At 65.4% G+C, this 11,426-nt stretch carries 12 protein-coding genes; 6 read left to right on the top strand and 6 right to left on the bottom strand.

Going from position 1 to position 11,426, the window contains the following annotated elements; translation table 11 throughout:
- Positions 1–75: 75 nt before the first annotated feature.
- From QX126_RS09770 to QX126_RS09760, 3 genes are all read right to left on the bottom strand, one after another.
- Positions 76–1,053, bottom strand: a complete 978-nt coding sequence (locus QX126_RS09770; protein ID WP_315780664.1) for an NADPH:quinone oxidoreductase family protein — start codon at positions 1,051–1,053, stop codon at positions 76–78.
- The gene (locus QX126_RS09765) at positions 1,053–1,661 is read right to left on the bottom strand and encodes a 2-hydroxychromene-2-carboxylate isomerase (RefSeq protein WP_315780662.1); all 609 of its coding nucleotides are present in this window, start codon (positions 1,659–1,661) and stop codon (positions 1,053–1,055) included. The genes QX126_RS09770 and QX126_RS09765 overlap by 1 nt, the downstream gene beginning before the upstream one ends.
- A gap of 242 nt (positions 1,662–1,903) precedes the next feature.
- The gene (locus QX126_RS09760; RefSeq protein WP_315780660.1) at positions 1,904–2,608 is read right to left on the bottom strand and encodes a glutathione binding-like protein; all 705 of its coding nucleotides are present in this window, start codon (positions 2,606–2,608) and stop codon (positions 1,904–1,906) included.
- Between the two features lie 142 nt (positions 2,609–2,750).
- Here QX126_RS09760 and QX126_RS09755 point away from each other — a divergent pair, with 142 nt between their 5' ends.
- Complete coding sequence (locus tag QX126_RS09755) at positions 2,751–3,773, top strand: methionine synthase (protein ID WP_315737459.1); 1,023 nt, start codon at positions 2,751–2,753, stop codon at positions 3,771–3,773.
- Between the two features lie 82 nt (positions 3,774–3,855).
- Here QX126_RS09755 and QX126_RS09750 read toward each other — a convergent pair whose 3' ends face one another.
- The 3 genes from QX126_RS09750 to QX126_RS09740 form a co-directional block, all read right to left on the bottom strand.
- Positions 3,856–4,476: a hypothetical protein gene (locus tag QX126_RS09750; RefSeq protein WP_315780658.1), complete on the bottom strand. Its 621-nt coding sequence runs from the start codon at positions 4,474–4,476 to the stop codon at positions 3,856–3,858.
- A gap of 117 nt (positions 4,477–4,593) precedes the next feature.
- Entirely contained in the window at positions 4,594–5,115 is a 522-nt protein-coding gene (gene gpt, locus QX126_RS09745) for a xanthine phosphoribosyltransferase (RefSeq protein WP_315737456.1), read from the bottom strand.
- A 39-nt stretch (positions 5,116–5,154) separates the two neighbouring features.
- Positions 5,155–5,892 carry a competence/damage-inducible protein A gene (locus QX126_RS09740; protein WP_315780655.1) on the bottom strand — a complete coding sequence of 246 codons (738 nt, stop codon included), beginning with the start codon at positions 5,890–5,892 and terminating at the stop codon, positions 5,155–5,157.
- A 228-nt stretch (positions 5,893–6,120) separates the two neighbouring features.
- Between QX126_RS09740 and QX126_RS09735 the strand changes: the two genes are divergently transcribed.
- The 5 genes from QX126_RS09735 (at position 6,121) to QX126_RS09715 (ending at position 11,352) form a co-directional block, all read left to right on the top strand.
- Positions 6,121–7,539 carry a circularly permuted type 2 ATP-grasp protein gene (locus QX126_RS09735; RefSeq protein WP_315737454.1) on the top strand — a complete coding sequence of 473 codons (1,419 nt, stop codon included), beginning with the start codon at positions 6,121–6,123 and terminating at the stop codon, positions 7,537–7,539.
- Between the two features lie 80 nt (positions 7,540–7,619).
- The gene (locus QX126_RS09730) at positions 7,620–8,564 is read left to right on the top strand and encodes an alpha-E domain-containing protein (RefSeq protein ID WP_315737453.1); all 945 of its coding nucleotides are present in this window, start codon (positions 7,620–7,622) and stop codon (positions 8,562–8,564) included.
- Positions 8,565–8,736: 172 nt separating this feature from the next.
- The gene (locus QX126_RS09725) at positions 8,737–9,585 is read left to right on the top strand and encodes a transglutaminase family protein (protein WP_315780653.1); all 849 of its coding nucleotides are present in this window, start codon (positions 8,737–8,739) and stop codon (positions 9,583–9,585) included.
- 208 nt (positions 9,586–9,793) lie between these two features.
- Positions 9,794–10,552 (top strand): peptidase, encoded by a 759-nt coding sequence (locus QX126_RS09720; RefSeq protein WP_284419127.1) that lies wholly within the window; start codon positions 9,794–9,796, stop codon positions 10,550–10,552.
- A 44-nt stretch (positions 10,553–10,596) separates the two neighbouring features.
- Positions 10,597–11,352, top strand: a complete 756-nt coding sequence (locus QX126_RS09715; RefSeq protein WP_315737451.1) for an SDR family oxidoreductase — start codon at positions 10,597–10,599, stop codon at positions 11,350–11,352.
- Positions 11,353–11,426: the final 74 nt, after the last annotated feature.

Genomic DNA, 11,426 nt, shown 5'->3' with positions numbered 1-11,426 from the left:
CCGATCATTCTATGAATCCAGTGGTAAAAAAATACATAGACCCGTCCGCCCCATTTTTGGGCAGGCGCCTGCAAACTAATCCATCACCAGCGCCACGCGGCCGATCGCCTTGCGCTCGATCAACAGCCGCATCGCCACTGCGTAATCCTCGAACGGCACACGGTGCGACACGTTCGGCCGCAGTCTGCCCTGCTCGGCGAAGGCCAGCAGCGCCGCCATGCGTCGCTCTCCGAGTTCAGGGTCCCTGCGCACGGCCTCGCCGGCGCGCACGCCGAGCACGCTGGCGCCCTTCATCAGGATCAAATTGGTGCGTGCGAGCCCGATGCCGCCGGTGAAGCCGATCACGAGCAGCCGCGCGCCCCAGGCGATGCAGCGGACGCTGTGCTCGAACACCTCGCCGCCCACCGGGTCGAACACGACGTCGACGCCCCGCCCATCCGTGATGCGCTTGACGGCGTCGCGGAACGGCTCGCGCGCATACAGCACGAGATGATCGGCGCCACGCGCGCGTGCCACCGCGAGTTTCTCCTCCGAGGACGCTGCTGCAATGACCGTCGCGCCGAGCAGCTTGCCGATCTCGACGGCGGCGAGGCCGACGCCGCCACCGGCGCCGTGCACCAGCAGAGTCTCGCCGGGCTTGAGCTGGCCGCGATCGACCAGCGCGTGATGGGCGGTGCCGTGGCCGGCGAGATAGGTCGCGCCTTCCGCGTAGTCGAAGGTCGACGGCAGCGGCGTGAGCTGGCTCCCCGCCACCACCGCCTCCTCGGCGTAAGCACCGAAGCGCATGCGGACGATGACCTTGTCGCCGACGGCATGGCCGGTCACGGCGGCGCCGATCGCGATGACATCGCCGGCCGCCTCCACGCCGGGCGTGAACGGCAGCTCCGGCTTGAGCTGATACTCACCCGCCGCCATCAGGATGTCCGGGAAATTGATGCCGGCCGCGCGGATCCTCACCCGCACCTCGCCGTCAGCCAACACACGAGACGGCAGGCTTTCCAGCCTCAGCTTCTCCGGCGGGCCGAGCTCGCGGCAGACGATCGCCCGCGCCATCAGCCGGCGCGCCCCTTCGCCCTTGCCAGCGCTTCGCGGATCAGCGGCAGCCGGTCGTTGCCGAAATACATGTCGGTTACATTGACGAAGATGGTCGGCGAGCCGAAGCCGCCGCGCTTGACGACCTCCTCGGTGTTGATGCGCAGCTGGTCCTTGATGCCCTGCTGGGCGATGCCCGCGAAGAAATCCTTCGGGTCGATGCCGACACGCCGGCACGCCTCCGTCAGCACGGCATCCTGCGAGATGTCCTGGTCCTCCCCCCAGTAGATCTCGAACACGGTCCGCGCGAACGGCACCATGTCCTGCCCCAGCCAGATGCAGCCGCGCATCGCCTTGACGCTGTTCACCGGAAACACCGTCGGCGGCATCTTGATCTTGAGCCCGGCCGAGCGCGCCCAGTCGCCGAGGTCCTTCAGCATGTAGGCCGCCTTGGCCGGCACCGGCTTCTCGCGTTGCGCATAGACGCTGGGATTGACGGTGTTGAAGATGCCGCCGACGAGAATGGGCCGCCAGACGATGTCGACGCCGAATTCTTTCGCGAGCGGCTGGATGTTGTGGAAGGCCAGATAGGTCCAGGGGCTGGAGCAGTCGAAGAAGAATTCGATCATGTGTGTTTCCTCAAGGTCTTGATGCGTTCGTCATCGAGAGCGCCACGGAGTCATTGAGACCATTAGTGTCGCCCCTGGATTGCTTCGCTGCGCTCGCAATGACGGCGGAGGCAGTTGGCGCACATCACTCTCTCCGTCATTGCGAGAAGCGTAGCGACGAAGCAATCCAGGGGCTGCAACATACGGTCTGGATGGCTTATCCCCGCTTATCCCCATGCTCCTCGCGATGCCGCGGAGCTCGCTCACGATCTCCCCATCATCTCCTTCGCGCGCGCGCCGAACATCACATGACGCGACTGCTCGTTGAACGGCTCCTTGACGAACTTGCCGATCGCAAGCCCCGCCTGCAGCTTCGGCCGGCCACGCAACACCGCGTACCAGCGCTTGGTGTGGGGGTAGTCGTCGAGCGAAAACCCCTGCGCCTTGTGCGTCATCATCCACGGAAAGCAGGCGATGTCGGCGATCGTGTAGTCGTCGCCGGCGACATAGGCACCGGTCTTGCCGAGCTGCACGTCGAGCACGTGGAACAACCGTGCGACCTCGTCGCGGTAGCGCTGGATCGCATACGGGATCGTCTCGGCCGCATAGAGCGCGAAATGGCCGTGCTGCCCCATCATCGGCCCCAGCCCCGCCATCTGCCACATCACCCATTGGATCACGCGCGAGCGCGCCCGCATCTCCTGCGGCAGGAAACGGCCGGTCTTGTCGGCGAGATAGATCAGGATGGCACCGGTCTCGAACACCGGGAACGGCGGGCCGCCATCGGCCGGCGCGTGATCGACGATCGCCGGAATCCGGTTGTTCGGGCTGATCGCCAGGAACTCCGGCTTGAACTGGTCGCCGGCGCGAATGTCGACGGGAATGACGTTATAGGGCAGCCCGAGTTCCTCGAGCATGATCGAGATCTTCCAGCCGTTCGGCGTCGGCGCGTAATGGAGATCGATCATGCTTTCCCCGATTCCTTCCCCGGACCATTATGCCGCGCCGCGGAACACGCGAGGCGGCTTCGTTCTTCTGTACCTGAAGGGTAAGCCATGGCAGACAGGCGCTCAAGCCTGACCGCCCCATACGCCGACGGAGAGTTCGACCATGCTGTTTCCATCGACCATCGCAGGCTCGCTGCCGAAGCCGGAATGGCTGGCCGAGCCGAACGTGCTGTGGGCCCCGTGGAAGTCGAAGGGCGATGAGCTTGCGCGCGCCAAGCGCGACGCGACCATTCTCGCGCTGAAGCTGCAGGAGGATTCCGGCATCGACATCCTCACCGAGGGCGAGCAGTCGCGGCAGCATTTCGTGCACGGCTTCCTCGAGCGGGTCGAGGGCATCGACTTCGCGCACAAGGTCGAGATGGGCATCCGCAAGGACCGCTACAAGGCGATGGTGCCGCAGGTCGTGGCGCCGTTGTCGCTGAAGGGCCGCGTCCATGGTGACGAGGCGCGGATCGCGCGCACGCACACCACGCGGGCCGTGAAGTTCACTCTGCCGGGGCCGATGACGATCATCGACACCATCGCCGACAACTACTATGGCGACCGCGTCAAGATGGCGTTCGCGTTTGCCGAGTTGCTGAACCAGGAAGCGAAGGCGCTGCACGACGACGGCATCGACATGATCCAGTTCGACGAGCCCGCCTTCAACGTCTACATGGACGAGGTGCGCGACTGGGGCATCAAGGCGCTGGAGCGCGCCGCCGAGGGGCTGACCTGCCCGACGGCCGTGCACATCTGCTACGGCTACGGCATCAAGGCCAACACCGACTGGAAGGAGACGCTCGGCGGCGAGTGGCGGCAGTATGAGGAGACGTTCCCGGTCATCGACGCCAGCACCATCCAGCAGGTCGCGGTCGAATGCCGCAATTCGAAGGTGCCGATCGAGCTGCTCGGCCTGCTCAAGAACAAGATCGTGCAGGCCGGCGTCATCGACGTCGCCAGCGACGCGATCGAGACCGCCGAGGATGTCTGCAAGACCATCGAGGACGTCATGAAGGTGGTGCCGAAGGAGAACATCATCGCCACGACCAATTGCGGCATGGCGCCGATGCGGCGCGAGATCGCCGAGGCCAAGCTGATGGCGCTCGGCACCGGAGCGAAGCTGGCACGGCAAAGGTTTGCGTAATTCGTAGCCCGCATGAGCGCAGCGACATGCGGGTTCAACGCAGCACCGCACGAGACCCCGGATATCGCTTCGCTCATCCAGGCTACGAGGCTTGTGCGCTCGGATGCAGCACGGGCCGAAAGCCGGCCTCCAACGTGCGCAATGTGGACGGTGGCGTCAGCAGCCGCGGCGCCGTGAGATCGTCGCGCGCAGCACCGTAGCCGGTAAAGCACCAGGGCAGCGCCCTGCCCTGCACGACCAGGAAACATTCTTCGTCGACCTGCACCATCGCGCCGTCGGGCAGCTCGCTCCACGGCATCGGCAGCGGATGCAGCCGCTTCCTACCGCGGTCCAGCCGCTCACGATGCAGCACCGCGTCGATCTCGGACGCACGAACATCGCTAACGCCATTCCCCCGCTGCCACGCCGCGCGAAACCGGTTGGCGTCGTCGCGGCGGCAGTAGAAGCAGGGGCGATGGCCGGCGGCGAAAGCCGTGGCCTCGTCGAGGAAGAACAGCTCGGTCCAGCTGCGCCGTGCCATCACCTCCCGGCGGCGGCCGCGGAAGTCGCACAGGCAGACCAGCCAAGCGGAGCTCGACCAGCGCTTCCGCAGCAGCGTCTTCGTCGCGGGATCATGGATGATGCCGCGATTGCCGGTGAACAGGCCGCGATGCGGCGTGGCGACGATGTCGCCTGTAGGCGTCACGCGGTTCTGCAGAGGCATCCGTCTCCTCCGCCTTCGGCTCCGGAGCAGGCGAATAGCGAGTGGCGAATAGCGAATAGGGCAACCACCAGCCCCTATTCCCTATTCGCTACTCCCTATTCGCCATTCGCCCCCTCCTCACGCCGCCCCGTCGCGCAGCGGCGGCGCGAAGGACAGCGCGGTGTCCCAGGGGAAGAAGATCCAAGTGTCCTGCGACACCTCGGTGATGAAGGTGTCGACCAGCGGCCGGCCCTTCGGCTTGGCGTAGACGGTGGCGAAATGCGCGTCGGGGAGAATTTCGCGGACCATGCGTCCGGTCTTGCCGGTGTCGACGAGGTCATCGACGATGAGGAGCCCTTTGCCGGTGCCGCCACCGAGTTGCGCGGTGTCGAGCGAGATGCCCTTCAGAACCTGAAGCTCGCCCTGCTTGGTGTGGTCGTAGCTCGCGATGCAGATCGTATCGATGACCCGCACGCCAAGCTCGCGCGCCACGATCGCCGCCGGCACCAGTCCGCCGCGGGTGATGGCCACCACGGCATGAAACGGCCCGATCTCGTTCAGCCGCCAGGTCAGCGCCCGGCAATCGCGATGAAACTGGTCCCAGGACACCGGGAAGGCCCGGCCCGCGCGCTCCTCTGCACTCAAAGTCTTGTCTGGCATCTCATCTCGTCCGTGAGTTTCTCGAAAGCTGCACCTGCTTTAGCGCGTCACGTTGAGCCCGGCGAGCATCTCCTTCACCGCAGCCATCGCGGCCGACAGCTTGTCCTGGTCGCGCGAGCGCACGACGAGATGCGTGTTCGGCTTCTGGTCCTCGTCGATGAAGGGATAGCTGCCGATGATGGCGTCCGGATGCGCCTTCGCGATCTCGCGCAAGGGACCGCCGATATCGCCCTCGCGCGCGTTGGCTCGGACGGTCTCGGACAGCATCCGCACGCCCGATTTCAGCTTCGGCGCCACGATGTCCATCATCGCCTGCATGATCGAGGGCACGCCGGCCATGACGATGACGTTGCCGAGCTTGAAGCCCGGCGCCAGAATGGTCGCGCTCTGGATCAGCTCGGCGCCGTCGGGGATGCGCGCCATGCGCAGCCGCGCCTCGTTGAGCTCCTGCTCGCTCCAGCGCTCTCGGAAGCGCGCCACCACCTCGGGATGGTGGTCGATGCCGACGCCGAACGCCTTCGCGATCGCATCCGCGGTGATATCGTCATGGGTCGGACCGATGCCGCCGGTGGTGAACACATAGGTGTAGCGATGCCGCAGCGCGTCGAGCGCCGCGATGATGTCCGGCTCGTCGTCCGAGACCACCCGGACTTCCTTGAGGTCGATGCCGAGATTGGTGAGGTATTCGGCGATGAAGCCGATGTTCTTGTCCTTGGTCCGGCCGGACAGGATCTCGTCGCCGATGACCAGCAACCCCGCGGTGACGATCTCGCTCATGGTTTCTCCTCGCATCTGCCGTCTCTTTTGGCCCGCCACGGCGCCAATGTCATCCGGAACGTCGCAGTCTATGCCGCGGATTTGAGCACGACGCAGCCGGTTTTTCGGGCATGGCTTCAGCAACCCCCACGAAATGCCGCAGGAGAATGCATATCGCGCTGGCCCGGCCCTTGCTACCGTCATGCAGAGTCATGCAGTGTATGGCGAGGCTGGGACACACGGGCATCTATGGCAGTTGCGTTCGACGAAATGAACGAGCCGGGCGGCGAGGTCCGTCAGGCTTATCAGGAGCTGTCGCGGTGGCTGAAGGAAACGCCGCCGGAGGCGCTGGAGTATCGCCGCCACGAGGCGGAGCTGCTGTTCCGGCGAATCGGCATCACCTTCGCGGTCTATGGCGAGGCGGAGGCGCAGGAGCGGCTGATCCCGTTCGACGTCATTCCGCGCATCCTCTCGGGCAAGGAATGGGCGCTGCTGGAAAAGGGGCTGAAGCAGCGCGTCAAGGCGCTGAACATGTTCCTGCGCGACATCTATCACGGCCGGGACATCCTGCGCGCCAACGTCGTGCCGGATGACCTGATCTTTCAGAATCCCGTGTTCCGCCCGGAGATGAACGGGCAGGACGTGCCGCACGACGTCTACGTCCACATCGCCGGCATCGACATCGTCCGCGTCGACGCCAACGACTTCATCGTGCTCGAGGACAACGCGCGCACGCCGTCCGGCGTGTCCTACATGCTGGAAAACCGCGAGATCATGATGCGGCTGTTTCCAGACCTGTTCGCGCGCCACCGCGTCGCTCCCGTCGAGCGCTATCCGGACGAGTTGCTGTCGGCGCTGCGCTCGGTCGCGCCGCTCAGCGCCTCGGCCGAGCCGACGGTGGCGCTGATGACGCCCGGCATCTACAACTCCGCCTATTACGAGCACTCCTTTCTCGCCGACAAGCTCGGCATCGAGCTGGTCGAGGGCCGCGACCTCATCGTCAAGAACGATGAGGTGTTCATGCGCACCACCGAGGGGCTGAAGCGGGTCGACGTGATCTACCGCCGCGTCGACGACGACTTCCTCGACCCCCTCACCTTCCGCCCCGACTCGGCGCTCGGCGTGCCCGGCCTGATGTCGGCCTACGTCGCCGGCAACGTCACGCTCGCCAACGCGGTCGGCACCGGCATCGCCGACGACAAGGCGATCTACTCCTACATGCCGGACGTCGTGAAGTTCTATCTCGGCGAGGAGCCGATCCTGAAGAACGTGCAGACCTGGCGCTGCCGCGAGCCGCAGGATCTGTCCTACGTGCTCGACCATCTCGGCGAGCTCGTGGTCAAGGAGGTGCACGGCTCGGGTGGCTACGGCATGCTGATCGGCCCGGCCGCCACCAAGGCGACCATCGAGGCGTTCCGCGACAAGCTCAAGCGCGAGCCCGAGGGCTTCATTGCCCAGCCGACCTTGGCGCTGTCGACCTGCCCGACCTGCGTCACGTCAGGGCTGGCGCCGCGCCATGTCGACCTGCGCCCGTTCGTGCTCACCGGACGCGACCACACCACCATCGTGCCGGGCGGCCTCACCCGCGTGGCACTGAAGGAAGGCTCGCTGGTGGTCAATTCCAGCCAGGGCGGCGGCACCAAGGACACATGGGTGCTGGATGAGTAAGCCTCGCCTCACAAACCTTCGATCCATACTTGCCTTTCCCGCCACCGAGGCGGGATCACTCCGCAGCTTGTAGATTGCCCATGCTGTCGCGCACCGCCGAAAACCTGTACTGGCTGGCTCGCTACGTCGAGCGCGCCGAGTATCTCGCCCGCACCATCGACGCCACCTTGCGCGTCACCGCCCTTCCCGCGGCCTATATCGGCAAGACCAACGAGTGGGAGTCGGCGCTGATGACCGCCGGCGTCAATGTCAGCTTCTACGAGCACTACTCCGAGGCCAACGAGCAGAACGTCGTCGAATATCTCTCGTTCAATCCGTCGAACCCGTCCTCGATCAAGAACTGCATCGAGGCCGCCCGTCTCAATGCCCGCTCGGTCCGCACGGCGCTGACCTCGGAGATGTGGGACACGCTCAACGGTTCCTGGATCGAGCTGCAGGAAGTCTGGAGCAAGGGCACCAAGACCCGCGAGGATCTCGCGCGCTTTCTGCGCTTCGTGCAGGAGACCTCGCTGCGCTTCGATGGCTCGGCCTACCGGACGATGTTGCGCAACGACGCCTACTGGTTCTCGCGGCTCGGCCTGCATCTGGAGCGCGCCGACAACACCGCGCGTATTCTCGACGTCAAATATCACGTGCTGCTGCCCGAGGACGAGCATGTCGGCGGCCCGCTGGACTATTATCAATGGACCTCGATCCTGCGTTCGGTGTCGGCGCTCACGGCCTATCACTGGGTCTATCGCGAGACGCTGAAGCCCTGGCTGATCGCGGACCTCCTGATCCTCAACGACACGCTGCCGCGCTCGCTGGCGAGCTGCTACGGCAACCTCGTCCGCAATCTCGACCAGATTGGCGTCGCCTATGGCCGCCAGGGGGCGGCGCAGCGCCATGCCCGCGGCGTCCGCAATCGGCTCGACCACTCCAACATGGACGACATCTTCCAGCGCGGCGTGCACGAGTTCATCCAGGAGTTCATCGCCGACAATTCGCGACTTGGAGAGATCATCACCAAGCAGTATCTGATCTGAGCGCCCGGAGCGCAGCGGAAACAGCGATGGGCGGCCGTCGGACTGTGTCTGCGAGACCACGTCCGGCGCCGGGCGCCCTCCCCTTCGCCCGAGGGGTCCTCCTTCCCCCTTTCAGGGAGAGGTGAAACGAGCTACCGCGGACAGCACATCTGACGAAGACTGGTCGACCGCCATGCGCCTGCGTATCTCCCATTCCACCACCTACCGCTACGAGCCAGCGGCGACCGGCGCCATCCAGATCATCCGCATGACGCCCGGCAGCAATGACGGCCAATATGTGGCGGAGTGGCAGATCGACGTGTCGACCGATGCCCGCCTCGACATGCATGAAGACGCATTCGGCAACGTCACCCATGTGATCACCCATGGCGCACTCGAGGACCTCACGATCACGGCGGAAGGCCTAGTCGAGACGCACGACACCGGCGGCGTGTTGAAGGGAGCGGACGAGCGCTTCCCGCCCAGCTTCTTCCTCCGGCAGACACCCCTCACGGCCGCCAATGCCGCCATGGCCGCCGTCGTGCGCGATCTGCGCGCGGAATCGAACAGCGACGTGCTCGGTCTTCTGCACACCCTGATGGTGCAGGTCTACGAGCACATGACCTTCGACGAGGATCCGACCCACAGCGGCACCTCGGCGGCGGAAGCTTTCGTGCTGAAGCGCGGCGTCTGCCAGGACTATGCGCATATCGTCATCGCCTGCGCGCGCGCCGCCGGCATCCCCGCGCGTTTCGTGTCCGGCCACTTCCTGCGCTCTGATGGTGCAGTGCACCAGGAAGCCGGCCATGCCTGGGCGGAAGCCTATGTGCCGAATCTCGGCTGGGTCGGTTTCGACGCCGCCAACTGCATCTGCACCACCGACGCCCATGTCCGGGTCGCCATCGGGCTCGATTATCTCGGCGCCGCCCCGGTGCGCGGCACCCGCTATGGCGGCGGGACCGAGACGCTCACCGTGAAGGTGAAGGTCGAGCAGGTCGGCCGCGGCGGTCCGTCGCAATCGCAGTCGCAGCGGCAGTCCTGAATTCTGGAACCGCCGGCCTTCCCGTAGCCCATATGAGCGACTTGTCCGCCGAAGCCCGCAAGGGCGAAGGCGGAAGCGACATCCGGGTTCACCGAGACAGCGCGTGAGATCCCGGATGTCGCTCCGCTCATCCGGGCTACGGAAGTGCGGGGTTGGACGAAGGGGCGATTTTCGCTAGTAATTCGCGCAACTGCTCGAGGGGACTGAGATGACCTATTGCTGCGGAATTCTGGTGCGTGACGGCCTGGTCATGATCGCGGACACCCGAACCAATGCCGGTCTCGACAACGTCTCGACCTTCCGCAAGCTGCACATCTTCTCCAATCCGGGCGAGCGCATCGTGGCGGTCGCCAGCGCCGGCAATCTCGCCGTCAGCCAGTCCGTGCTCTCGACCTTGACCGAAGGCATGGAGGACCCCGAGACCGGCGAGGTCGAGACCCTGATGAACGCGCCGACCATGTTTCAGGCCGCGCAGCGCATCGGCAAGGCGATCCGCATGGTGCACGCCACCGAAGGCCCGGCGCTGAAGGCCGAAGACATCTCGTTCGACGTCTCCTTCCTGTTCGGCGGCCAGATCAAGGGCTCGCGGATGCGGCTGTTCATGGTCTACACCGCCGGCAACTTCATCGAATGCACCACCGACACGCCCTATCTGCAGATCGGCGAGCACAAATACGGCAAGCCGGTGCTGGACCGCGCCATGCATTACGACGTCGAGCTCTACGAGGCGCTGAAGACGGGCCTGATCTCGATGGACTCGACGATGCGCTCCAATCTCGGCGTCGGCCTGCCGATCGACGTGCTGGTGGTGCGCGCGGAGGCCTGCGAGGCCGACCTCAACCACCGCATCGAGGCCGGCGAGCCCTATTTCCACGATCTCCGCTCGCGCTGGTCGGCGGCCCTGCGCGCGGCGCACAACAACATTCCAAGGCCGCCCTACAAGACTCAGAGCGAGTCGAAACACTGAAACTGCAGAACACTGCAAGACACGTGAACTGAAGGTGAGGAAACATGGCTGAAGCGGCAAAGAAGATCGCCCTGGTGACGGGCGCAGGCACGGGGGTCGGCCGCGCCGCATCGCTGGCGCTGATGAAGGGCGGCTTCACCGTGGTGCTGGTCGGCCGCCGCAAGGAGATGCTGGAGGAGACCGCGAAGCTCGGCGAGCCGGGCATGAGCCTGCCCGTCCCCGCCGACATGACCGATCCCGCCTCGATCGCGGCGCTGTTCGACACCGTGAAGTCGACCTACGGCCGACTCGACGTGCTGTTCAACAACGCCGGCATGGGTGCGCCGCCGGTGCCGTTCGAGGACCTCACTTTGCAGCAGTGGCAGTCGGTGGTGGCGACCAACCTCACCGCGCCGTTCCTGTGCACGCAGCACGCCTTCCGCATCATGAAGGATCAGTCGCCGCGCGGCGGCCGCATCATCAACAACGGCTCGATCTCGGCGCATGCACCGCGGCCGTTCTCCTCGCCCTACACCTCGACCAAGCACGCGATCACGGGTCTGACGAAAGCCTCGAATCTCGACGGCCGCGCCTATGACATCGCGGTCGGCCAGATCGACATCGGCAACGCCGAGACGCCGATGACCGAGCGCATGGTCGGCGGCGTACTGCAGCCCGACGGCCGCATGATGCCGGAGCCGCGCATGGACGTGAAGGCCGTCGGCGACGCCGTCGCCTACATGGCCTCGCTGCCGCTCGACGCCAACGTCCTGTTCATCACCGTGATGGCGACCAAGATGCCGTTCGTGGGACGGGGCTAGCTGTGGAGCCTCAGGAGGTTGTCCTCGGTTAAACCGAGTCTGCTGATAGGCGGCTGGGAGTTTATGCCGCCGTG

Origin of the sequence: Bradyrhizobium sp. SZCCHNPS1003 (assembly GCF_032381555.1) — a bacterium.
GTDB lineage: Bacteria > Pseudomonadota > Alphaproteobacteria > Rhizobiales > Xanthobacteraceae > Bradyrhizobium.
This window is presented reverse-complemented; position numbering and strand designations above follow the sequence as displayed.

Excerpts from the sequence above, each read along its gene's own strand:
- QX126_RS09770 (WP_315780664.1), bottom strand. The coding sequence starts at position 1,053 with ATGGCGCGGGCGATCGTCTGCCGCGAGCTCGGCCCGCCGGAGAAGCTG.
- QX126_RS09765 (WP_315780662.1), bottom strand. The coding sequence starts at position 1,661 with ATGATCGAATTCTTCTTCGACTGCTCCAGCCCCTGGACCTATCTGGCC.
- QX126_RS09760 (WP_315780660.1), bottom strand. The coding sequence starts at position 2,608 with ATGATCGATCTCCATTACGCGCCGACGCCGAACGGCTGGAAGATCTCG.
- QX126_RS09755 (WP_315737459.1), top strand. The coding sequence starts at position 2,751 with ATGCTGTTTCCATCGACCATCGCAGGCTCGCTGCCGAAGCCGGAATGG.
- QX126_RS09750 (WP_315780658.1), bottom strand. The coding sequence starts at position 4,476 with ATGCCTCTGCAGAACCGCGTGACGCCTACAGGCGACATCGTCGCCACG.
- gpt (WP_315737456.1), bottom strand. The coding sequence starts at position 5,115 with ATGCCAGACAAGACTTTGAGTGCAGAGGAGCGCGCGGGCCGGGCCTTC.
- QX126_RS09740 (WP_315780655.1), bottom strand. The coding sequence starts at position 5,892 with ATGAGCGAGATCGTCACCGCGGGGTTGCTGGTCATCGGCGACGAGATC.
- QX126_RS09735 (WP_315737454.1), top strand. The coding sequence starts at position 6,121 with ATGGCAGTTGCGTTCGACGAAATGAACGAGCCGGGCGGCGAGGTCCGT.
- QX126_RS09730 (WP_315737453.1), top strand. The coding sequence starts at position 7,620 with ATGCTGTCGCGCACCGCCGAAAACCTGTACTGGCTGGCTCGCTACGTC.
- QX126_RS09725 (WP_315780653.1), top strand. The coding sequence starts at position 8,737 with ATGCGCCTGCGTATCTCCCATTCCACCACCTACCGCTACGAGCCAGCG.
- QX126_RS09720 (WP_284419127.1), top strand. The coding sequence starts at position 9,794 with ATGACCTATTGCTGCGGAATTCTGGTGCGTGACGGCCTGGTCATGATC.
- QX126_RS09715 (WP_315737451.1), top strand. The coding sequence starts at position 10,597 with ATGGCTGAAGCGGCAAAGAAGATCGCCCTGGTGACGGGCGCAGGCACG.